Source organism: Bacillus sp. NPDC094106, assembly GCF_044764345.1.
Classification (GTDB): Bacteria; Bacillota; Bacilli; order Bacillales; family Bacillaceae_G; genus Bacillus_A.
The window spans coordinates 1-20,862 of the sequence record NZ_JBIWHY010000004.1 but is presented as its reverse complement, the minus strand read 5'-3'; the positions used below and the strand labels follow the sequence as shown (position 1 = coordinate 20,862).

22 protein-coding genes are annotated in these 20,862 nt (G+C 35.7%); 15 read left to right on the top strand and 7 right to left on the bottom strand.

What is annotated here, in order from left to right:
• The first annotated feature begins 223 nt into the window (after positions 1-223).
• The 3 genes from nagA to phnF are packed head-to-tail and all read left to right on the top strand — an operon-like array spanning position 224 to position 2,820.
• Positions 224-1,366, top strand: a complete 1,143-nt coding sequence (gene nagA, locus ACIQ7L_RS06755; RefSeq protein WP_400568170.1) for an N-acetylglucosamine-6-phosphate deacetylase — start codon at positions 224-226, stop codon at positions 1,364-1,366.
• A 4-nt stretch (positions 1,367-1,370) separates the two neighbouring features.
• On the top strand, positions 1,371-2,159 hold the full coding sequence (locus tag ACIQ7L_RS06750) for a glucosamine-6-phosphate deaminase (RefSeq protein ID WP_400567703.1): 789 nt from the start codon (positions 1,371-1,373) through the stop codon (positions 2,157-2,159).
• Entirely contained in the window at positions 2,089-2,820 is a 732-nt protein-coding gene (gene phnF / locus ACIQ7L_RS06745; RefSeq protein WP_097896695.1) for a phosphonate metabolism transcriptional regulator PhnF, read from the top strand. Before ACIQ7L_RS06750 ends, phnF begins: the two co-directional genes overlap by 71 nt.
• A gap of 74 nt (positions 2,821-2,894) precedes the next feature.
• Here phnF and ACIQ7L_RS06740 read toward each other — a convergent pair whose 3' ends face one another.
• A complete protein-coding gene (locus tag ACIQ7L_RS06740; RefSeq protein WP_400567701.1) occupies positions 2,895-3,713 on the bottom strand; it encodes an HAD family hydrolase in 819 nt (272 codons plus the stop codon).
• A 164-nt stretch (positions 3,714-3,877) separates the two neighbouring features.
• Here ACIQ7L_RS06740 and glcT point away from each other — a divergent pair, with 164 nt between their 5' ends.
• From glcT to ptsP, 4 genes are all read left to right on the top strand, one after another.
• Entirely contained in the window at positions 3,878-4,726 is an 849-nt protein-coding gene (glcT, locus tag ACIQ7L_RS06735; RefSeq protein WP_400567699.1) for a glucose PTS transporter transcription antiterminator GlcT, read from the top strand.
• A gap of 337 nt (positions 4,727-5,063) precedes the next feature.
• On the top strand, positions 5,064-7,124 hold the full coding sequence (gene ptsG / locus ACIQ7L_RS06730) for a glucose-specific PTS transporter subunit IIBC (RefSeq protein WP_097896689.1): 2,061 nt from the start codon (positions 5,064-5,066) through the stop codon (positions 7,122-7,124).
• 135 nt (positions 7,125-7,259) lie between these two features.
• On the top strand, positions 7,260-7,523 hold the full coding sequence (gene ptsH, locus ACIQ7L_RS06725; RefSeq protein ID WP_000411078.1) for a phosphocarrier protein HPr: 264 nt from the start codon (positions 7,260-7,262) through the stop codon (positions 7,521-7,523).
• Positions 7,523-9,235 carry a phosphoenolpyruvate--protein phosphotransferase gene (gene ptsP / locus ACIQ7L_RS06720; RefSeq protein WP_400567698.1) on the top strand — a complete coding sequence of 571 codons (1,713 nt, stop codon included), beginning with the start codon at positions 7,523-7,525 and terminating at the stop codon, positions 9,233-9,235. The genes ptsH and ptsP overlap by 1 nt, the downstream gene beginning before the upstream one ends.
• 196 nt (positions 9,236-9,431) lie before the next feature.
• Here the strand turns inward: ptsP and ACIQ7L_RS06715 are convergent, their stop codons facing one another.
• Together ACIQ7L_RS06715 and ACIQ7L_RS06710 are read right to left on the bottom strand one after the other, a co-directional pair.
• Positions 9,432-9,650: a hypothetical protein gene (locus ACIQ7L_RS06715; protein ID WP_400567697.1), complete on the bottom strand. Its 219-nt coding sequence runs from the start codon at positions 9,648-9,650 to the stop codon at positions 9,432-9,434.
• A 222-nt stretch (positions 9,651-9,872) separates the two neighbouring features.
• Complete coding sequence (locus ACIQ7L_RS06710) at positions 9,873-10,490, bottom strand: nitroreductase family protein (RefSeq protein WP_400567695.1); 618 nt, start codon at positions 10,488-10,490, stop codon at positions 9,873-9,875.
• Positions 10,491-10,844: 354 nt separating this feature from the next.
• On the opposite strand from ACIQ7L_RS06710, the gene ACIQ7L_RS06705 reads away from it, so the two are divergent.
• The 4 genes from ACIQ7L_RS06705 to ACIQ7L_RS06690 all read left to right on the top strand — a co-directional run bounded on the left by ACIQ7L_RS06705 (position 10,845) and on the right by ACIQ7L_RS06690 (position 14,581).
• Positions 10,845-12,137 carry a sensor domain-containing diguanylate cyclase gene (locus ACIQ7L_RS06705; RefSeq protein ID WP_400568168.1) on the top strand — a complete coding sequence of 431 codons (1,293 nt, stop codon included), beginning with the start codon at positions 10,845-10,847 and terminating at the stop codon, positions 12,135-12,137.
• Positions 12,138-12,229: 92 nt separating this feature from the next.
• Positions 12,230-13,360 carry a serine hydrolase domain-containing protein gene (locus ACIQ7L_RS06700; protein WP_400567693.1) on the top strand — a complete coding sequence of 377 codons (1,131 nt, stop codon included), beginning with the start codon at positions 12,230-12,232 and terminating at the stop codon, positions 13,358-13,360.
• 4 nt (positions 13,361-13,364) lie between these two features.
• Positions 13,365-14,243 carry an NAD(P)-dependent oxidoreductase gene (locus tag ACIQ7L_RS06695; protein ID WP_400567692.1) on the top strand — a complete coding sequence of 293 codons (879 nt, stop codon included), beginning with the start codon at positions 13,365-13,367 and terminating at the stop codon, positions 14,241-14,243.
• Between the two features lie 5 nt (positions 14,244-14,248).
• The gene (locus ACIQ7L_RS06690) at positions 14,249-14,581 is read left to right on the top strand and encodes a DUF3909 family protein (protein WP_400567690.1); all 333 of its coding nucleotides are present in this window, start codon (positions 14,249-14,251) and stop codon (positions 14,579-14,581) included.
• Positions 14,582-14,718: 137 nt separating this feature from the next.
• Here the strand turns inward: ACIQ7L_RS06690 and ACIQ7L_RS06685 are convergent, their stop codons facing one another.
• Together ACIQ7L_RS06685 and ACIQ7L_RS06680 are read right to left on the bottom strand one after the other, a co-directional pair.
• The gene (locus tag ACIQ7L_RS06685) at positions 14,719-14,994 is read right to left on the bottom strand and encodes a hypothetical protein (RefSeq protein ID WP_400567689.1); all 276 of its coding nucleotides are present in this window, start codon (positions 14,992-14,994) and stop codon (positions 14,719-14,721) included.
• Positions 14,995-15,209: 215 nt separating this feature from the next.
• The gene (locus tag ACIQ7L_RS06680; protein WP_400567687.1) at positions 15,210-16,400 is read right to left on the bottom strand and encodes a pyridoxal phosphate-dependent aminotransferase; all 1,191 of its coding nucleotides are present in this window, start codon (positions 16,398-16,400) and stop codon (positions 15,210-15,212) included.
• 102 nt (positions 16,401-16,502) lie between these two features.
• Here ACIQ7L_RS06680 and ACIQ7L_RS06675 point away from each other — a divergent pair, with 102 nt between their 5' ends.
• Positions 16,503-17,282: a carbon-nitrogen family hydrolase gene (locus tag ACIQ7L_RS06675; RefSeq protein ID WP_400567685.1), complete on the top strand. Its 780-nt coding sequence runs from the start codon at positions 16,503-16,505 to the stop codon at positions 17,280-17,282.
• Between the two features lie 131 nt (positions 17,283-17,413).
• Positions 17,414-17,575: a YvrJ family protein gene (locus ACIQ7L_RS06670; protein WP_097896668.1), complete on the top strand. Its 162-nt coding sequence runs from the start codon at positions 17,414-17,416 to the stop codon at positions 17,573-17,575.
• Between the two features lie 194 nt (positions 17,576-17,769).
• Here the strand turns inward: ACIQ7L_RS06670 and ACIQ7L_RS06665 are convergent, their stop codons facing one another.
• On the bottom strand, positions 17,770-18,546 hold the full coding sequence (locus ACIQ7L_RS06665; protein ID WP_400567683.1) for a 3-hydroxybutyrate dehydrogenase: 777 nt from the start codon (positions 18,544-18,546) through the stop codon (positions 17,770-17,772).
• Between the two features lie 195 nt (positions 18,547-18,741).
• On the opposite strand from ACIQ7L_RS06665, the gene ACIQ7L_RS06660 reads away from it, so the two are divergent.
• Both ACIQ7L_RS06660 and ACIQ7L_RS06655 read left to right on the top strand, forming a co-directional pair.
• Entirely contained in the window at positions 18,742-19,074 is a 333-nt protein-coding gene (locus tag ACIQ7L_RS06660) for a PadR family transcriptional regulator (protein ID WP_097896665.1), read from the top strand.
• Positions 19,074-19,847: a DUF1129 domain-containing protein gene (locus ACIQ7L_RS06655; protein ID WP_400568166.1), complete on the top strand. Its 774-nt coding sequence runs from the start codon at positions 19,074-19,076 to the stop codon at positions 19,845-19,847. Before ACIQ7L_RS06660 ends, ACIQ7L_RS06655 begins: the two co-directional genes overlap by 1 nt.
• A 28-nt stretch (positions 19,848-19,875) precedes the next feature.
• Here the strand turns inward: ACIQ7L_RS06655 and ACIQ7L_RS06650 are convergent, their stop codons facing one another.
• A complete protein-coding gene (locus ACIQ7L_RS06650) occupies positions 19,876-20,493 on the bottom strand; it encodes an ImmA/IrrE family metallo-endopeptidase (RefSeq protein WP_400567681.1) in 618 nt (205 codons plus the stop codon).
• Between the last annotated feature and the right edge of the window lie 369 nt (positions 20,494-20,862).

Below are 20,862 nucleotides of genomic sequence, written 5' to 3'. Positions count from 1 at the left end.
GGATCATGATGAACTTTCATAAAAGGTTCATTGTCTCCTTTTGGAAAAAAAGAATAATATATATTATAATTAAAGAAGAAAACAAATAAATTTCCTTTTTTGCTGAAAGAAGAGGAAATTTCCATTCAAATGTATAGACAACTACTTGTGTGTATATTAAGATAGAATTAGACAAATAGGTACTAATAACAAGTAGGTATTTCATGGGAAAGGATCGATGAAAATGAAAACGCAAGTTGTCATCAATGCCAAAATTTATACAGGCCAAGAAGTAATGGAAAGAGGATTTATTCGTTACGCAGAAACAATTAAAGAAATTGGTTTGATGGCTCAATATGTATCACAAGAAAATGAAACTGTTTTTGATGCAGAAAGAAAAATTATGATTCCGGGTATGATTGATGTTCATATTCATGGTGGATACGATATTGATGCGATGGATGCAAATAGCGATGGTTTAGTAACTCTTGGTAAAGAAATGTTAAAAGAAGGAGTTACAACTTACTTCCCAACAACAATGACACAAGCTTCAGAAGCAATTGAAGCGGCATTAAGTGCTGCAAAAGAAGCGAAAGAAAAAGGAGCACATTTTGAATATATTCACTTAGAAGGACCGTATGTTTCAAAAAAACGTGCGGGAGCACAACCTCTTGAACATATTGTTCCTGCCAATATTGAACAATTTAAACAATGGCAAGAAGTAAGTGGCAATTTAATTAAATTAGTAACATATGCACCAGAAGAAGAAGGGGCGGCAGAATTTGAACAGTATCTTGCTGAAACTGGTGTTGTTGGCACAATGGGACATACAGATGCAATTGATGCACAATTAAAAAACAGAAAAATTACACATGCAACACATTTATATAATCAAATGCGAGGTTTACATCACCGTGAACCAGGGGTTGTTGGTCATGTGTTATTAAATCCAGATGTAATGGTTGAAATGATTACAGATGGTATTCACATTCACCCAGATATGGTGAAACTGGCATATAAATTAAAAGGTCCGAAAAAAATAAGTGTTATTACTGACGCAATGCGTGCAAAGGGTCTAGAAGATGGATTATATGAACTTGGCGGACAGCCTGTACATGTAAAAGATGGTAGTGCTCGATTAGAAGATGGAACATTAGCTGGTAGTATTTTAAAAATGGATCAAGCGTTCCGAAATGTAATTGAATTTACAGGATGTTCAATTGAGGATGCTGTACTTATGACATCAGTTAACCAAGCGGGAGAATTTGGATTAAATAGAAAAGGTGCATTAGTGGTAGGCAAAGATGCAGATTTTGTTGTCATGACAGAAGATTTACATGTATATGATACAGTTCGATTAGGAATCCATATGAAAGAAGGGAAGTAAATAGATGAATATTCTTGTTGTAAAAACTTCAGAAGAATTAGCAGAAGCAGGCTATAAATTAATTGAAGAAGTTATAAACTCAAAAGAAAATCCAACATTAGGAATGGCTACAGGAAGCTCTCCACTGGGGATCTATGCAGAAATGCGAAAAAATAAACTTGATACAAGCCGTGTAACCACTGTAAACTTAGATGAGTACGTAAATTTACCAAATGAAGATAAAAATAGCTATCGTTACTTTATGCAAGAACAGTTGTTTGATTATCTTCCATTTAAAGAAACTTATGTACCAAATGGGATGGCAAGTAATTTAGAAGAAGAATGTAAGCGCTATGAACACATTTTAGCAGCTAACCCAGTTGACCTACAGATTCTTGGAATCGGTGAAAACGGTCACATCGGATTTAACGAGCCAGGAACAGCTTTGGATTCTCCAACTCACATTGTAGAATTAACAGAGTCTACTCGCCAAGCAAACCTTCGTTTCTTCGAAAAAGAAGAAGATGTGCCAACTCATGCAATTACAATGGGGATTGGGAGCATCATGAAAGCGAAGCAAATTCTACTTATTGCTATGGGACCGAAAAAAGCAGAAGCAATTAAGGAATTATTGCAAGGTGAATATAGTGAAGCGTGTCCTGCTACAGTTCTGCAACGTCATCCGAATGTAACCGTAATTGCTGATCCAGAAGCTCTATCTTTATGCAGTGAGGCGATTGCTGATGAACATCGACAAATATTCACCATTTCCGATCTATTATCAGATTCAAGAGTGGGTGAAACAGCTAATTGAGGACGGTGAATGGAAGCCGGGAGATAAAATTCCATCTGAGAATGAACTTTGTGATAAATTCGAAGTAAGTCGCATGACAATCAGACAGGCAATTAATAACTTAGTGGAACAAGGCTATTTATATCGAAAACGTGGAATTGGAACGTTTGTTCAACTTCCAAAAGTGGAGCAAAAGCTGCAAGGGATGACGGGATTTACAGAAGATATGCTTTCTCGTGGTCTGAAACCAAGCAGTCAATTATTAAGTTTCGGCTTAGTTCCTGCTACTGCTAAAATAGCAGACCGGCTTAGAATACAAGAAGGAGAATCGGTTTATGAAGTGAGACGTATCCGTTTAGCTGATGATGAGCCGATTGCTTTTGAGACGACATATTTGTCGCCAACTCTTGTAAAAGATATTAACGAAGAAATTTTGCAACAATCTTTATACGAACATTTGGAGCAAAAGTTAGGTTTTAAACTTATTCGTGCTACGCAAGCAATTGAAGCATCCATTGCAACAGATAATGAGGCTGATCATTTGCATATTCCTAAAAAGGCGCCTGTACTTGTGATGAGACAATGGTCATATGCAGAGGGTGAATTACCGTTAGAATATGTGAAATGTATTTATCGTGGTGATCGCTATAAGTTTATTACGAGTATTTCACGAAACAAGTAATATACTTTATGTTGCGATGTACAGTGAAATTTTGACTTGTTTGGTATTTAGAGGAATAAAAATACGACTCATTCTTATATGGAGTGAGTCGTATTTTTATTTTGCTTTGAGTTGTAAGCTAGCACGTGTTCGATAGCGTCTTTTACAGAGTCTACGATATAATGTGCATGTTCTTTCACTGCATCATGAGCTTGTGACATGGCAAAGCTATGGGGTGTTAAATTGAACATAGGAATATCATTGTAAGAATCACCGATACAAGCGATTTCTTCAGGTTTGACTTGAAACTCTTGTAATAAAATAGAGATGGCTGATCCTTTGCTAATATTTGGCGGTATGACATCTAAGCATTGCTCGGCCGAGATAAAAGTACTGACTTTGCCGCTGAATTTCTCATCAATTTTTTTCTGAAGTACTTGTAAGTCTTCGTTTGTGCCACCAACAGAAATTTTATTTGGGAAGATCGTATCATCAATTTTTTGTAATAAATTTGGTTCTTCAACAGAAGTCATCATCACTTGTTTTTCAAGCTCATGGATAAAAGGTGTTTTTTCTTCAATGTAATAAGTATGTTCATCACTTACATAACGAAAATACGGTTTTTCTTGTGTTATTGATAACAGCTCAGGTAAAATGCTGGAATCAAACGTGGCAGACAGTAGTTGTTTATTTTCATGTGTATATACAAAAACACCGTTCACACTGATGCGGTGAAATTGAGTACCAACTTCCTTCATTAAACCAGCGATTTCATTATCAAGCCTGCCAGAGGCGAAACAAAGAATTACATTTTGATCTGCGAGACTACGAAGTGCGGCAATATCTTGTTGATCAATGAAACCTCCATGTTGCATCATCGTACCATCTATATCGCTTACAAACATTTTAATCATGTTGCTCTCCCCTTTCTATGTACATCTGCTCTTATATTATACGCATCTTATATAATCATGTCTAAAAAACAACTTTTTCTAAAATGGTAGATGTTTGCATTGACGAAAAAGAAGAATGTTCTGTAACATAAAAGTAGGTTATTTAAGGACGAGGGTGGTGTTATATGAATAATTATCTAGAAATTAAAAAAGTTTTAAATAATAATGTCATCATTGCGAGCCATCTAGAACATGAGGAAGTAGTAGTGATCGGCAAGGGGATTGGATTTGGGAAGAAAGCAAAAGATGTGTTAGAGGCTGAACAAATTGAAAAAATGTTTGTTTTAAAAAATGAACGTGATCGTGAACAATATAAGCTTTTAGTGCCACACGTGAGCGAAAAGTTAATTGAATTGATGAATGATATTATGCTATATATTCAAGAGAAGGTGCAATCGCCATTAAACGAACATATTCATATTGCCTTAACAGATCACATTTCTTTTGCGATCAAAAGATTAAAACAAGGTTTTACAATAGATAATCCTTTTTTAGTTGAAACGAAAATGTTATATCCAGAAGAATATAAAATTGCTGAAGGAGTTGTGCAGCTCCTGAATTCTCGTTTGCACATTACATTACCAGAAGGAGAAATTGGTTTTATTGCACTTCATATTTATAGTTCGCTCACAAATTCTGATTTATCTTCTGTTAATCAAAACTCTCGTCTTATTGCACAGCTCGTTTCTTTAATTGAAAAAAATCTACATCTTACATTAGATCGAGAAAGCATTCATTATTTACGCCTTATTCGTCATTTGCAATATGCAATTGAACGGGTGAAAAAGGGAGAAAAGGTAGAAGAAGCACAAGGGTTTGCTGATTTATTAAAAGCAGAGTATCCCGTTTGTTATAATTTAGCTTGGAAGCTTGTGAAGGTGATGCAGCAGGAATTACAGCTTCCTGTGTACGAAGCGGAAAGCATTTATTTAACGATGCACTTGCAAAGATTAGTAAAAGCAGAGCATGTGTAAAAGACACGTATTTTTGTCTAAAATGAAAACGTTAGAAAAAATGATTGAATCGCTTACAATTGTTATGTATAATAAACCTTGCACAGTTATACAAATTTCGACAAACAAGTTAAAGCAAATAACGAAAACGTTTGCTTTAAAATAGTGAACTTATACGTAAACTTATTTTTGACACGTGTTACTGATTCGATCAGGCATGAGTGGAGAAAAGTAAGGAATGCAAGCTAGATAAAGGGACATACTACCCTTTGTATAGCTATCGTTCTATCTTTTTTTCCTCATGCCTTTTTGACGTTTGTCGAAAAGCATCAATATAGATAAGAGAGGAAGTGTTTCCATGTTTAAGAAGATCTTTGGTGTTCTTCAAAAAGTCGGAAAAGCGCTTATGCTTCCAGTAGCGATTTTACCGGCAGCAGGTATTTTACTTGGATTTGGTAATGCATTTCAAAATCCACAGTTAACAAATCTAGTTCCTGCTTTAAAGGCAGATTGGTTTGTTCTAGTTGCAAAAATTATGGAACAATCTGGTGATATTATTTTCGCAAACCTTGCATTATTATTCGCAGTAGGGGTTGCCATCGGATTAGCAGGTGGAGACGGAGTAGCTGGGTTAGCAGCCTTCGTTGGATACTTAATCATGAACAAAACGATGAGCGTATTCTTAGGAGTAGAGAAATTTGTTACAATTACAAGTGACAAAATTCCAGTTAAAACTGGTTTTACAGATCCAGCATATGCAAATGTATTAGGTATCCCAACGCTTCAAACGGGAGTGTTTGGGGGTATACTTGTAGGTATATTAGCAGCATATTGTTATAATAAGTACTTTAATATTGAATTACCACCATACTTAGGATTCTTTGCTGGTAAACGTTTCGTGCCAATTGCAACAGCAACATTCTCGTTAATTTTAGGGATTGTAATGTGCTTTGTTTGGCCTCCAATTCAAGGCGGTTTGAATGCATTCTCGCATCAAATGATTGATGCAAATAAAACATTGGCAGCATTTATATTCGGTTTAATTGAGCGATCGTTAATTCCATTTGGATTGCATCATATTTTCTATGCACCATTCTGGTTTGAATTTGGTCAATATACAAATGCCGCAGGTGACATTATCCACGGTGACCAAAAGATTTTCATGGCACAGTTAAAAGATGGCGTGGAATTAACAGCTGGTACATTTACAACAGGTAAATATCCGTTCATGATGTTCGGTCTTCCAGCAGCAGCGTTAGCGATGTATCATGAGGCACGTCCAGAAAATAAAAAACTAGCAGCTGGTATTTTAGGATCTGCTGCGTTAACATCTTTCTTAACAGGTATTACAGAACCACTTGAATTTTCATTCTTATTCGTAGCACCAGTATTATTCGGAATACATGCTGTATTCGCTGGTTTATCATTTATGACTATGCAAATTTTAGGCGTTAAAATCGGGATGACATTCTCTGGTGGTTTTATTGACTTTATGTTATTTGGTGTATTACCGAATCGTACTGCATGGTGGTGGGTAATTGTTGTTGGTCTTGTATTAGCAGTGATTTACTACTTCGGATTCCGCTTTGCAATCCGTAAATGGGATTTAAAAACACCAGGTCGTGAAGTAGTGGCAGATACTGATGGAGCAGGAACAGTAGAAGCAGGCGAGCTTCCAGGTGAGATTTTAGTAGCACTTGGCGGAAAAGAAAACATTGCTTCTTTAGATGCTTGTATTACACGTTTACGCGTTCAAGTAAAAGATCAAAAGGATGTAAATAAAGATCGTTTAAAAGAGCTTGGAGCAGCAGGTGTTCTTGAAGTTGGTAACAATATTCAAGCTATATTCGGTCCAAAATCTGATACGTTAAAATCACAAATTCAAGATATTATGGCAGGTCGTGCAGTGCATGTTGCAAAAGAAGAGCCTGTAAAAGCGAAAGAAACTGTACAACAAACTGATACAAATGAAACAATTGTATCTCCAATTGAAGGTAAAATTTTACCGATTACAGAAGTACCTGATCAAGTATTTTCAGGGAAAATGATGGGCGATGGGTTCGCAATTGAGCCAACAGAAGGAACAGTAGTTTCTCCAGTTGACGGTGAGATTGTCAATGTATTCCCAACAAAGCATGCAATTGGTATTCAATCTGAAGCTGGAAAAGAAATTTTAATTCACTTTGGTATTGATACTGTAAAATTAAATGGTGAAGGTTTTGAAACACTTGTAGCACAAGGTGATAAAGTGAAACAAGGACAACCATTATTGAAAGTGGATATAGCATTTGTAAAAGAAAATGCACCATCTATTATCACACCAATTATTTTTACAAATTTAGGGCAAGGACAACAAGTTGAGCTGAAAAAAGAAGGTAATGTCAAGAAAGGCGAAGCCGATATTATTGACATTCAGTAAGAAATTGACGCAAAATGTTTATAATTATACTAGGCGATGTGGTTGACCGAACATCGCCTAGTATATACAATAGATGATGTAGTACTCACGTCTATACAACCGAAAAAATACTGTATTTAAAGGAGATAAATTATTATGGAAAAAATCTTTAAAGTAACTAGCGACTCTGGAATTCATGCTCGTCCAGCAACTCTACTTGTAAACACTGCAAGCAAATTCGGTGCTGACATTAACTTAGAATATAATGGTAAGAACGTTAACTTAAAATCAATCATGGGCGTTATGTCTTTAGGTATTCAACAAGGCGCAGAAATTAAAATCACTGCAAATGGTGATGATGCAGCTCAAGCACTAGCAGCTATCGAAGAAACTATGAAAAACGAAGGCTTAGGAGAGTAATGACTCTTAATATTCAAGGGATCGCTGCATCAAGTGGGATTGCTATTGCGAAGGCTTTCAGACTTGAGAATCCTGAGTTTAACATTGAAAAGAAAAACATTTCGAACGAAGCTGCAGAAATTGCACGCTTAGAAGCTGCGCTTGAGAAAGCAAAATCTGAACTAGAAGCTATTAAGGACCATGCTTTTGTTGAGTTAGGTGCTGATAAAGCTGCTATCTTTGAAGCACATTTATTAGTATTGAATGATCCAGAATTAGTAAATCCAGTGAAAGATAAAGTAAATAATGAAAAAATAAATGCTGAATTTGCAATGGACGAAGTTGCAACAATGTTCATTACTATGTTTGAAAACATGGATAACGAATATATGAAAGAGCGTGCGGCGGATATTCGCGACGTGACGAAACGTGTTCTTGCACATTTACTAGGAATTAACTTCTCAAATCCAAGTACAATTTCTGAAGAAGTGATCATTATTGCTGAAGATTTAACACCATCTGATACAGCTCAATTAAACCGCAAATATGCAAAAGGTTTCACAACTGATATTGGTGGACGTACATCTCACTCTGCAATTATGGCTCGTTCTATGGAAATTCCAGCTGTTGTTGGTACAAAAGTTGTTATGGAGAAAATCCAGAACGGCGATATGGTAATCATCGACGGTTTAGATGGAGAAGTAATTGTGAACCCATCTGAAGAAACTCTTCGCGCTTTCGAAGAAAAGAAAGCAAAATTCGAAGAACAAAAAGTAGAATGGGCTAAGCTAAAGGATCAACCAACTGTAACAAGCGATGGACATCATGTTGAGCTTGTTGCAAATATCGGTACACCAAACGATGTACAAGGTATTATTGACAATGGTGGAGAAGGCGTTGGTTTATACCGCACAGAATTTTTATACATGGGCCGTGACAATCTTCCAACAGAAGAAGAACAGTTCGAAGCGTATAAAGCAGTTCTTGAAGGTGTAAAAGAGGGTCAGCCAGTTGTTGTTCGTACACTTGACATTGGTGGAGATAAAGAACTTCCATACTTACATTTACCAAAAGAAATGAACCCATTCTTAGGTTACCGTGCAATTCGCTTATGTCTTGAAGAGCAAGATGTGTTCCGTACACAACTTCGTGCATTACTTCGTGCAAGCGTATATGGTAATTTAAAAATTATGTTCCCAATGATTGCAACTCTTGATGAATTCCGTCAAGCAAAAGCAATTTTATTAGAAGAGAAAGAAAGACTTGTTCAAGCTGGTACAACTGTTTCTGACGCTATTGAAGTAGGTATGATGGTAGAAATCCCTGCTTCTGCGGTATTAGCAGACCAGTTTGCTAAAGAAGTTGATTTCTTCTCTATTGGAACAAACGACTTAATTCAATACACAATGGCTGCAGACCGTATGAATGAGCGTGTATCTTACTTATACCAACCGTATAACCCATCAATTTTACGTCTTGTAAAAATGGTTATCGATGCTGCTCATAAAGAAGGAAAATGGGCTGGTATGTGCGGTGAGATGGCAGGAGATTCACTTGCAATTCCATTATTACTTGGATTAGGACTAGATGAGTTTAGTATGAGTGCAACATCTATCCTTCCTGCAAGAACACAACTAAGCAAGTTGTCAAAAGCAGATATGAAAGAGTTAGCACAAAAAGCATTAACTATGGCAACTGCTGAAGAAGTTGTTGAATTAGTGAAAAGCATCTAATAAGAAAGAAAACCTGAGCCGATGAAATCGGTCTCAGGTTTTTTTAGCAAATCGCAATTATATCATCTATTAGGCACATTAGAACGTGAACTATCCACCACTTAAATTCTAATGAATTTTGAGGTGGGAGTATTACTGTCCACAAATAGCGGGATAAAAATAAAAAAGACCATCCTCATTAATAAAAAGGCAGTCTTTATACTTTTTTGCTTTTATATAAAACGATAATATACACCGGAAGAGCTAGCAGTAATGGTGCGATAAAGTGTGAGGTATGTAGCCCCTCTTCTAATTGGAATGCTTTTTCTTTTGGAAATTGTAGTATTGCAATATTCATAGCATCACCAATAAAGTATAGAAGCAGTACAGTTACGGCATAGCTTAAAAATGCAATAAAGCTTCCATATGAATTCAATGAAAATCCCTCTCTTGTTATCTATTTGTTACTATTGTATCATAATTGTAACAAAAAATCACCTCTATATTTCAAGAGATAAATAAAATTCGACATAATCCGTCATGTTTAATTATAGATAAGAAGTGCAGTAAAATGTTTTTACACGATTATGTCGAATTTTATATATGATATATTACAAATAGATAACATAAAAAAACGAAGATGGATATCTTCGTTTTTTTATTTAGCCCATTCAGTTACTTGCTCAACACTCATGCGTGGTGCTGGATGGCCTTTTAAAGTAGACTCACCAATTGTAATTAGCATGATTGGTACATAACGAGAAGAAACATTAAATTCTTCCATTAGTGCTTGTGAATTAAAACCACCAATCGCACAAGTATCCCAACCAGTTGCCTTAGCTGCAAGCATAAGTTGCATCGCGGCTAAAGATGCATTTGAGAAGGCTGCATCTCGTGGATACTGTTCACGCGTGTATGCAGATTCAATATTTTGTGTCAAACGTTCTTTTGCTTCTTCTTTCATAAATCCTTGTTCCACAATTGGACCATAAACAGGTGTAATGTTTTTATATGCTTCTAAATCTCCTAAAACAGCGACTACGGCAGAGGCATCAAGAATTTGCTGCTGATTATATGCAATGGGATGTAAACGACTTTGTACATCCTTACCTTGAAAAACAAGGAATTTCCAATGTTGTAGGTTCCAAGCTGAAGGTGCTTGGGAAGCTGCTTTTAAAATTTCTTGAAGTTCCTCATTTGAAATTTCCTTTTTAGGATTGAATGCACGATTAGACGTACGCTCGTATAAAACGCTAAAGAAATCTTGCTTTGTCATCATATATCCTCCAAATTATATATCGATTTATAAAAATAAATAACATGTCTTTTACTTACATTTTGTAAGTTGTCACTGATAAAGAATATAATATCTTTATTTTGATTGTCAAGTTTTTAAGAATAGAATAAAAAGAGGGCATTCATACAAACGTTATGATTCGTGTAATCATACAATAAAAAGGTAATTCACATAGAAAGATAGGCAAAATAAATCTCCTATCAGTGGGAGAGCTCTTCGTTCCTGCTGATGTTTAGGCCTCACCAATCGGGTTCTTTTGCTGACAATCGCCTATAAAAAAGGATCGTGAGGAATTCAGTAGAACAAGATATATGAAGTGAGTGAAGATCAGTGATGAACATACTACATTTTTTATTAGAGAATACGGTTTTTCAAAATGTATTACAGGATCTCCGGCTAAATGTACTTTATATAGAAGAAGGGCGCAATCATCAGCATACAATAGAGAATATACATCCAAAGTGTATGTTTATAGCGAGCAGTTTTGAAGAAGGAAAAATGTTGTTTAAGAGAGTGCGTCCACAAATTGTAATCATGTATGTGTCAGATAGTATGCAAGTAGAACATATAAAACAACTGTATAATTCACAGAGTTCTTTCATTATTATTTGGGATCAGCCCGTAACATCAAAGTTTGTGGAATTACTTAAAATAGGAATACGGAATATCGTTGTTGCTCCTGTTACTCCGCAAGTTGTGTTAGAAGAGGTGAATAAGAGCCTCTATCAGTTGTCATTATTACAGCAAGTCAGTTTTCAACAAGAGCTTCTTCAAATGATGTTTGATTTCCAAAATGATTTATTGTTTATTATGGAAGATGATGAAATTGTTGATTGTAATACGAACTTTTTAAACTTTTTTGGGTATGAAAATTTAATTTCATACCGAGAACAGCATATAGTATTTGCAGAACATTTCATTCAGGAGCATGGATACTATGCAACAAATCATGATATAACTTGGTTGGATGATTCTTTATCACAAGGTAGGAAAATCAAGATGCACAATCATGAAGGGGATGAATTTGTTTTTTTACTACGTGCTGCACCTTTACCAGAAGATTTGTCTAGGTTTATTGTTAAGTGTACAGATATTACGGAATTAGATGAATTATATCAGGAGCAAGAACGACTTGCTACAATTGACTCTTTAACAGAAATATATAATCGTTTAAAATTTCAACAAATATTAGAAGAAAAATGGGAGAATACGAAAAGAAACAATCAAAAAATAGCACTTATTCTGTTTGATATAGATGATTTTAAAAAGGTAAATGACACGTATGGTCATGATTTTGGTGATTTGGCATTAATTCAATTAGCAGAACTTATGAAATCTAAAATTGAATCTCAGCACATATTTGCACGATGGGGGGGAGAAGAATTTATCATACTAGTTACAAATACAACGGAAAAAGAGGCATTCCAAGTTGCTGAATCATTACGTTTTTTTATTGAAACAAAACAATTTTCTGGGATTTCAAAGTTAACGGCAAGTTTTGGGATTGCATTATATGAACCAGGAATTATGAGAGAAGAATTAGTACAGCGAGCAGATGTTGCTTTGTACGAAGCAAAAAAAAATGGAAAAAACCAAGTTCGTGTATATAGAAAAGAAAAAATGTAATTTTTTCGCAACAAAGTGTTGCGATTTTTTTTTGTTGCTTGATAATAGAAAGAGGAGGCCATTTATAATGAAGTAACCGTGGAGGTTTTTGAATGATAAAAAAAATAATTATTATGTTTTTGATGTGTTTTATAGTATGTGGAAGTGTGTACTATTTTTTTAATAAACAAGAGAAACAAAAGGTACTTACTTCGAAGGAAACCCCATCTGTTGAGTCTGAATTACAGGATAATGTGGAAAAAAAAGAGAAGCCGCCAATCGATTATGCTAGTGTAGCACAAAAATTAGATCAATATTTAAAAGATAGAGAGTTTAATGGAACGGTTCTCGTTACGGATAAAGACCATGTTGTATTGAACAAAGGATACGGATATGCAGATGTTCCAAATCACATTGAAAATACGCCACAAACAAAATACCGCATTGGTTCCATCACTAAGACTGTTGTCGCAACATCAATTTTACAACTTCAAGAGCAGGGAAAGTTAAATATTCAAGACAATGTACATAAATATATCCCTTCATTTCCGATAGATAAAAATATTACATTATACCATCTGTTAACGCATACTTCAGGTTTACCGGAGATTGGGAAAGGAAGGGTAAATGCAGCATCACGCTTAAATTTAGTGAATTGGATTGGAAGTCTACATTTAGAGTTTCCTCCAGGAACAGGGTGGAGATATACGGATTATAATTATATGGTGCTTGCTTATATTATAGAGAATATCTCTAAAAAGCCTTTGGGAGAGTACGTAAAGGAAAATATATTTGCAAAAGCAGAAATGCATGAATCAGGTATGGGGGATATGGTACCGGGAGAACAGCATTTTACTAAAGGCTATAAAAAGAAAGATAATGTACTAGTACCTGTGCCAAAATTAGGAATGGAGTGGTTATATGGTTGTGGTGAGATGTATACTACAGTTGGGGATATGAAGAAACTAGATGAAGCAATTATAAATGGAAAACTTCTTTCAGAGCAAAGCATACAAGCAATGTTTACGCCTTCACCAGAACGAAAATATGCATTTAGTTTTTATATAAATCCTGATTATTTTCATAACCATGGTGTACTTAATGGCTGGAATACGTTTAATAACTTTAATAAAGATAAAGGGACTTTTGTTATTTTATTTTCAAATGTAAAAAATAGTATGGATGACGATTTTAATAAAGAATTCCGGAAGATGGTAAGCGATTTATTAGAACAAGGGAGATGAGAAGATGAAACATAAAATTTCATCAATTGGTTTTATTGGCACGGGTGTTATGGGAAAAAGTATGGTACAGCATTTATTACAAGGTGGCTATGAAGTATATGTGTATAATCGTACGAAAGAAAAAGCGGCTTCTTTAGTAAAAGAAGGAGCAAATTGGTGTGATACACCAAAAGATTTGGTGAAAAACGTTGATGTTGTTATGACGATGGTAGGTTATCCGCATGATGTAGAAGAAATTTATTTTGGAACAGAGGGAATTTTAGGGCATGCGAGTGAAGGGACAATTGCAATTGATTTTACAACATCTACACCTACGTTAGCCAAGCGCATATATGAAGCTGGAAAAACAAAGAATGTACATACCCTAGATGCACCAGTATCGGGAGGAGATATTGGCGCAAAAGAAGGAAGACTTGCCATTATGATTGGTGGAGATCAAGAAGTGTATGAAGTTTGTTTACCTTTATTTGAGAAACTAGGGGGAAACATTCAACTACAAGGGCCGGCAGGAAGCGGACAGCATACAAAGATGTGTAATCAAATTGCAATTGCATCAAATATGATAGGTGTTTGTGAAGCAGTAGCATACGCCAAAAAAGCAGGGTTAAATCCAGATAAAGTATTACAGAGTATTTCAACTGGAGCTGCTGGTAGCTGGTCATTAAGTAATTTAGCTCCGCGTATGTTAAAAGAAGACTTTGCACCAGGATTTTATGTAAAACACTTTATGAAGGACATGAAGATTGCATTAGATGAGGCTGAAAAGTTACAATTACCTGTACCAGGTTTATCTTTGGCGAAGGATTTATATGAACAGTTAATGGAGGCTGGAGAAGAGGATAGTGGGACACAAGTATTGTATAAAAAGTACATAAAGGGGTAAAATAAATGAATTTAGAAAAGTTTGATGGAATGATTGATGCCGTGCAGCGCGTAACTTGTACACCAATTAATGATAAACAAAAAGCTGCATTTAAACAAAAGTATGATTTTGAGCCGAATTTTGAATATGGGCGTGGTGAGAATGGTCATTATGTTATTCGAACATCAAAGAAGATGATAGAAGAAATGGAATTTTATTTAGCTTTAAAATATGATCGTGAAGGAATTGACCTCTATATGAATGCTGACATTGATGGGGTAAGCTATGTGTCTGTTAGCTACGGAGAAGATGCACTTCATTTACAGGAGCTATTTCAATTTTTGGAAGATAATAAATAAAAAGTCCTCAAACGAGGACTTTTTTCTTTTGTATACAATGATTATTTAAGGAAGTTGTAAGAGAGTATTTTATGAAAGCGGGATATATTTGGATAGATGTGTGTATGAGGATGAAAGAAAGACTAAATTGTAATGGATTATAAACTAGAAGCACGACGAGTTCGTTCAATTGGAAATGGAATAACTTGAGCGATATGATTGCGACCGAATTGTTTTGTGCGAGCGTGACGTAATATATAAAATGCAAAAAGAATAGTGACAGGAATAGCACCGTACAATCCGAAAAATAAAGCGCTTACAGATGATGCGACAAAACCTAACATACCGATTTCTAATTCCTCCATAATTGCTCCGAGAATGGCAGGAACAGCTCCACATGTAACCCCAATTATAAGTGCCATAATTAAATTCATGATTTTCCCCCTCTATTTGCAGTTTTCTTTTCTATTATTTGTATTATATCACATTTTAAACAGAATTTTCCGAAAAAGTTCAAAAAATGTTCAAAATTTATTAATAAAAGCACTTGATAAAATAAAAAATGTAGAGAAATAAAAAATAGGCTTATTTCACAATAGTGAAATAAGCCTGATCCATAGAAGGGTGTTTGAATTTTGACAGAGTTTTTTCAGGTTGTCAATGGATTTTTGAAAATTTTTAATTTCTGGATTCGGTAAATAGCTTCTTGCAATCGCTCTTCTGTGTGTAAGAGGCCAACTCTTACATAGCCTTCACCATATTCACCAAACCCAACGCCAGGAGCAACCGCAACATGTGCTTGTTCTAGTAATATGTCGGTAAATTGTTCAGATGTAAAACCTTTTGGGACGGGAAGCCAAGCAAAGAATGATCCCTTTGGTGAGGTGACATCCCAACCAATTGAGCGACAAGCTTTAATAAGGGCGTTCCTTCTAGATTCATAACGATTAACTAGTTCAGTTACACAAGATTGTGAGCTTAATAGTGCTTCGCAGGAAGCCTCTTGCACAGCACCAAAAATGCTGACGTATATATGGTCTTGTAATAGATTGATTGTTTCAATAACACTTTTGTTACCAACTGCAAAAGCAATGCGCCAACCAGCCATATTAAATGTTTTCGATAATGTATAAATTTCAATCCCCACACTTTTAGCACCTTTGGCTTGTAAGAAGCTAATTGGCTTTTTACCATCAAAACCAATTGCGCCATAGGCAAAGTCATGAACAACTAAAATATCATGGTCCTCTGCAAAAGCTATCGTTTCTTCAAAGAATTCCTTGGAGGCGACAGCACCAGTTGGGTTGTTTGGATAATTTAAAAACATTAGTTTTGCTTGTTCGGTGGTGGTAGTGCTTATTTTGGTATAATCCGGTAAAAAATTATTTTCTGCAACGAGTGGCATGGTTTCAAATTGTGCTTTTGCTAAAGCGACGCCAGATAAATAGTCAGGGTATCCGGGATCTGGTACAAGAATTGTATCACCAGGATTGGTAAAACAAAGGGGTAATTCAACTAATCCTGCTTTACCGCCAAATAAAATAGCGACTTCTGTTTTGGGATTGACTTTGACTCCGTATTCACGTTCATAGAATGTTGCAACGGCTTTTTTTAAGTTTTCATGTCCACGAAATGGCGGATATTTATGATGAACTGTTTTTTCTGCTGCATGTTGTAAGGCTTTTACGATATGCGGCGGTGTTGGTTGATCTGGATTGCCTTGTCCTAAATTGATAACATCGTGACCCGCTTCGACTACTTTGTTAATTTTTGCAACAAGTGAAGCGAAAAATTGCGTTGGCAGTGATGTTACAACCTTGGAAGGTTGAAAATTTTTCATACTTTCCACCTCTTTCGAAAATTGTCACAATTCTAGTGACAAATGATATAATCTTTCCAAGGCTTTGTAAAGGGGAAAATAATTGAGAATGGGGTTGGCGAAATGAAAGTTGCATGTATTCAAATAGATATTGCTTTTGGTGATGTGAAAACAAATATTGAACATGCAAAGAAAAAAATAGAACAAGCAATGCAAGAAAAACCAGATGTAATCGTATTACCAGAACTTTGGACAACTGGTTATGACTTAAAGAGACTGCCTGAAATTGCCGATGAAGATGGAGTCGAAACAAGAGAACTTCTTACAAAGTGGTCGAAGCAGTTTGCTGTAAATATTGTTGGCGGTTCTATTGCGAAGCAGACAAGTCAAGGTGTTACGAATACGATGTATATTGTGGATCGCGAAGGTAACTTACAGAAGGAGTATAGTAAAGTGCATTTGTTTCAGCTAATGGATGAACATAAGTATTTGATAGCTGGTGCTGGGACAGGTGAGTTTACTTTAGATCATGTGCAGTGCGGGGGAACAATTTGTTATGATATTCGTTTTCCAGAATGGATGCGCGTTCATACAGTGAAAGGTGCGGAAGTGTTATTCGTTGTAGCAGAATGGCCGCTCGTTCGTTTAGCACATTGGAGATTGCTTCTTCAAGCGAGAGCAATTGAAAATCAATGCTATGTGGTTGCGTGTAATAGAGCAGGAGCAGATCCAAATAATGTGTTTGCTGGACATTCTCTTATTGTTGATCCATGGGGAGAAATCGTGGTCGAAGCAGACGAAGAAGAAGCCATTTTGCATGGGAAAATAGAATTAGAAAAGGTTAAGGAAGTCCGCAGAGGCATTCCAGTTTTTGTTGATCGCCGTCCAGAATTATATAAATAAAATATTGGTAAATGATTTTTATTCTTGTTGTAGTCTTCATAAAAAAACAAGCTAATGTGTAGTAGCTTGTTTTTTTATGCCTAATTTCCTTTCTTATTCTTATTTATTTAAAAGAAAGGAGGGAGAAATAGATGGAGGAATGGATCTCGATGATTGGTAATGTAGGGTTTCCGATTGTTGTGACGTTATATTTACTACATCGTATTGAAAATAAATTAGATGGTGTAATTGTCGCAATAGAGAAACTCCCGCAGCAAATGAAAAGATACGAAACTCCTCATGAAACAAAATAAAGTGAAACTTTAATCAATGGGTGCTTCATCCACCACTGATTATTAGCCTTCACGAATCGGACTTTTACGGACAGTTGATTCCCCACCTAACTTCTTTGCTTTCGCCACATTTTGAAGTGGGGATCTTATTGTCCGCAAATAGCAGGATAAAAAAGGATGCTGCTCTTAATGAGTAAAGCCTTTTTCAATAAAGATTATTGCGCTGTATAACCTCCATCAATAACAACTGCTTGGCCAGTTATTCCTTTTGCTTTTTCACTTGCTAAAAATAAAGCATAATCGGCAATTTCCTGAACAGTAAGCAATCGCTTTTGTGGTACGAGTGGATAAATGATATCTTCTAATACTCTTTCTAGTGGAACGTTTCGCGTTGTCGCTAAGTCCTGAAGTTGATTACGGACAAGGGGGGTGTCAACATAGCCTGGACAAAGGGCGTTTACAGTGATGCCATGAACAGCTCCTTCTAAGGCTGCTACTTTTGTCAAACCAATTACACCATGCTTCGCGCTATTATAAGCAGCTTTTCCAGCAAATCCAACAAGACCATTAATAGAAGCTACATTTATAATTCGGCCATACTTTTGCTTTTTCATAATAGGAAAAGCATGTTTTATTGCAATAAACGGTGCAATTTGCATAATTCTAATGAGTAATTCAAACTTATCTGTTGGGAAGTCTTCAATGGGTGAAACATGTTGCATCCCTGCATTATTAATTAAGACATCTAATGAACCAAAGTCTGTCACTGTTTTAGAAATTGCTTCTTCAATTTCCTGTTCTGATGTAACATCACATTTCAAACCAATTGCATGATAGCCTTCTTTTTGCAACTGCTCAGCAGCTTCTTTTGCGTGATCTTCGAGGCGATCGCTAATCACAACCTTTGCCCCTTCTTTCGCGAATGCCCTTCCCATTTCATACCCAATCCCACTTGCAGCACCTGTTAAAAAGATAACTCGATTTGTAACCATGATGAAAAACACTCCTTTACATAAGATTTGTCTTATTGCTCTATTTAGAGAGCATATAATGAAAATCCTGCAAACATATGGAAAAATACACTTAGCTATCTTGCTTTGCAAAATAGCTTTTGCTATACTATTTTGTAAAGCAAGATACTTACGTTTATCTATCTTGTAAAACAATATAGAAGGAGGATTTGAATTATGTCGACAAGTCAAATGCTGAAAGGGATTTTAGAAGGGTGTCTTCTTGCCATCATTTCTGAAGGAGAAATATACGGATATGAGATGAGTGAAAAGTTAGCGAAGTATGGTTTCACGATGGCTAGTGAAGGAAGCATTTATCCGCTTTTAATAAGGATGCAAAAGGAAGGATTAATCACAAGTACGATGAAGGAATCTCCATCTGGCCCGAAGCGGAAATATTATACATTAACAGAAAAAGGTGAAGATGCACTAGATGAATTTATGGATCGCTGGGAAGCAATGCAAAGTAGTGTAGAGCGCTTGCTGAAAGGAAAGGGGAGACGAGGATGATGCTATCTACTGAAGCGCAAAATTTCTTGTTAAATATGAGAATGTTTTTAACAGCAAAGGGTGTAAAAGAAAGTGATGTTGAGAGTTTTTTAGAGGATGCTGAAATGCATTTAATAGAAGGAGAAAATGATGGGAAAAGTGTAGAAGATATTTTCGGAAGTTCACCAAAAGTATACGCAAACGAGCTTGTTCGGATAATGGAAAAGGATAGGCAAGAGAGCTGGAAACAAATCGGATATACAGTGATGAATATCGTTGCGTTTTGGATTATTGCTTCTGTTTTAATTATAAATGATAGCGGCCAATTACAGATCTCATTGTTTCAATGTATTGGGTACGGTACGGCATTAATGATTGCTCTTGTAGCACCTAATATTGCCTTTCGTAAAACAGCTTTTCGATTGAATATTTCAAACCAATTGTTTGTTCAAGTTTTATTGATGTTCATCCCAATGGTTGTATTAGGAGCAGTAATTATTCTCGATATGATGTACCCTACACGAATGATTGAATTGAACCAATTACAGAGTTATACGATAACGGGAGTAATCTTCATGGTAACAGTAATTGCAAATGTGTATTTTGAAGGATGGTTTAAAGTTTTATATTTAGTCATTCCTCTTTCTATCATGTTTGTTTTTAGAACATTTACGTCAGAAGATTTAATTCCTATGTTATTTCAGATAGTGTGCTTGTATGGCAGTATATTTATTCTTATTTTCATTGAATTTATGATGAAAGCCAATAGAAGGAAATCAGCTAGATTAGAGTAGATTATTTTCTAAACAGTAACGGTTGTAGTTACTGTTTTTTTTTGTGTAATAAAGGACTTTGCAAAGCCAAATTCTTCTGTTCTCTTGTTAATAACGAATTCATGCTGACTCTATCAGGACGGGGGACGATTGGATGCATGAGATTATTTGAAGAAGGGTGATGTTCAGATCCAGTTGGCGAGTGGGGATCTGCATGGGTAAGCTTTCCATTCATACGCCTTGTAAATAAAATATGTCCAATTTCATGAGCGAGTGTGTATATGTTTCTTATTGAGGCTGCGGAATTGGTTAGAACGATATATCCAGTGAGAAACTGTTGTTTAGCCAATGAGTAGGCACATGCAATGACGGAGTGTTCTTTAAAATAATTGCTCCCGATATAGCAAATATAGAGATCACAATCAGGAGATTGTGATGCACATGTATAAAAAAAGGATGAAACTTTTGGTTGCTTTTGTATAGAGTCCATATAACTAATTTCTTCATCGTAAAATTGAAAGGAATCGTCTAATGTAATGACATCTTTAATTTGAAACGATATCGGGTGCCATATTGATTCAGCAACTGCTAAATCTTTTGCGATACGGTCGTTTGTAATATCGGATCCTGGGGTAATACAAATGCATATGTTTATATATGGGTTCATTGGAAAACACCTCAAATAGAAAACAGTTTCTTGTCATACTGTATGTGATAAAGAAGTGATATGTATGGATGTAATTCCCATATGTAACTAGATTTTATGTATCTATATATCCATTTTGATTTTCCAGCATATAAGTCGCGGCTATGAAGAACAAAAAGTGATCGCTACTTATTTTCTCTCTTTGTTTTCACTTAGCATGGGGCAAGAAAAGGATCTGGACGCTTCTATACATGGACGGATTATCTCTCCCACCTAAAAAAGAGGGGTTTTACGTCCATAGCCATCAAGTTAAGGTTATCTATGTATAATTTCAAACAAAAACAGCCATCCTTTCATGGATACTCCATGAAAGGATGGCTGTTTTTATGG

Bases quoted from the DNA above. Each gene is read 5' to 3' on its own strand.
- ptsH (WP_000411078.1), top strand. From the start codon at position 7,260: ATGGAAAAAATCTTTAAAGTAACTAGCGACTCTGGAATTCATGCTCGT.
- ACIQ7L_RS06665 (WP_400567683.1), bottom strand. From the start codon at position 18,546: ATGGTTACAAATCGAGTTATCTTTTTAACAGGTGCTGCAAGTGGGATT.
- ACIQ7L_RS06750 (WP_400567703.1), top strand. From the start codon at position 1,371: ATGAATATTCTTGTTGTAAAAACTTCAGAAGAATTAGCAGAAGCAGGC.
- ACIQ7L_RS06680 (WP_400567687.1), bottom strand. From the start codon at position 16,400: ATGAAAAATTTTCAACCTTCCAAGGTTGTAACATCACTGCCAACGCAA.
- ACIQ7L_RS06705 (WP_400568168.1), top strand. From the start codon at position 10,845: ATGAACATACTACATTTTTTATTAGAGAATACGGTTTTTCAAAATGTA.
- ACIQ7L_RS06700 (WP_400567693.1), top strand. From the start codon at position 12,230: ATGATAAAAAAAATAATTATTATGTTTTTGATGTGTTTTATAGTATGT.
- nagA (WP_400568170.1), top strand. From the start codon at position 224: ATGAAAACGCAAGTTGTCATCAATGCCAAAATTTATACAGGCCAAGAA.
- phnF (WP_097896695.1), top strand. From the start codon at position 2,089: ATGAACATCGACAAATATTCACCATTTCCGATCTATTATCAGATTCAA.
- ptsG (WP_097896689.1), top strand. From the start codon at position 5,064: ATGTTTAAGAAGATCTTTGGTGTTCTTCAAAAAGTCGGAAAAGCGCTT.
- ACIQ7L_RS06675 (WP_400567685.1), top strand. From the start codon at position 16,503: ATGAAAGTTGCATGTATTCAAATAGATATTGCTTTTGGTGATGTGAAA.
- ACIQ7L_RS06710 (WP_400567695.1), bottom strand. From the start codon at position 10,490: ATGACAAAGCAAGATTTCTTTAGCGTTTTATACGAGCGTACGTCTAAT.
- ptsP (WP_400567698.1), top strand. From the start codon at position 7,523: ATGACTCTTAATATTCAAGGGATCGCTGCATCAAGTGGGATTGCTATT.
- ACIQ7L_RS06690 (WP_400567690.1), top strand. From the start codon at position 14,249: ATGAATTTAGAAAAGTTTGATGGAATGATTGATGCCGTGCAGCGCGTA.
- ACIQ7L_RS06695 (WP_400567692.1), top strand. From the start codon at position 13,365: ATGAAACATAAAATTTCATCAATTGGTTTTATTGGCACGGGTGTTATG.
- ACIQ7L_RS06670 (WP_097896668.1), top strand. From the start codon at position 17,414: ATGGAGGAATGGATCTCGATGATTGGTAATGTAGGGTTTCCGATTGTT.
- ACIQ7L_RS06660 (WP_097896665.1), top strand. From the start codon at position 18,742: ATGTCGACAAGTCAAATGCTGAAAGGGATTTTAGAAGGGTGTCTTCTT.
- ACIQ7L_RS06655 (WP_400568166.1), top strand. From the start codon at position 19,074: ATGCTATCTACTGAAGCGCAAAATTTCTTGTTAAATATGAGAATGTTT.
- ACIQ7L_RS06740 (WP_400567701.1), bottom strand. From the start codon at position 3,713: ATGATTAAAATGTTTGTAAGCGATATAGATGGTACGATGATGCAACAT.
- ACIQ7L_RS06650 (WP_400567681.1), bottom strand. From the start codon at position 20,493: ATGAACCCATATATAAACATATGCATTTGTATTACCCCAGGATCCGAT.
- glcT (WP_400567699.1), top strand. From the start codon at position 3,878: ATGAATAATTATCTAGAAATTAAAAAAGTTTTAAATAATAATGTCATC.
- ACIQ7L_RS06685 (WP_400567689.1), bottom strand. From the start codon at position 14,994: ATGAATTTAATTATGGCACTTATAATTGGGGTTACATGTGGAGCTGTT.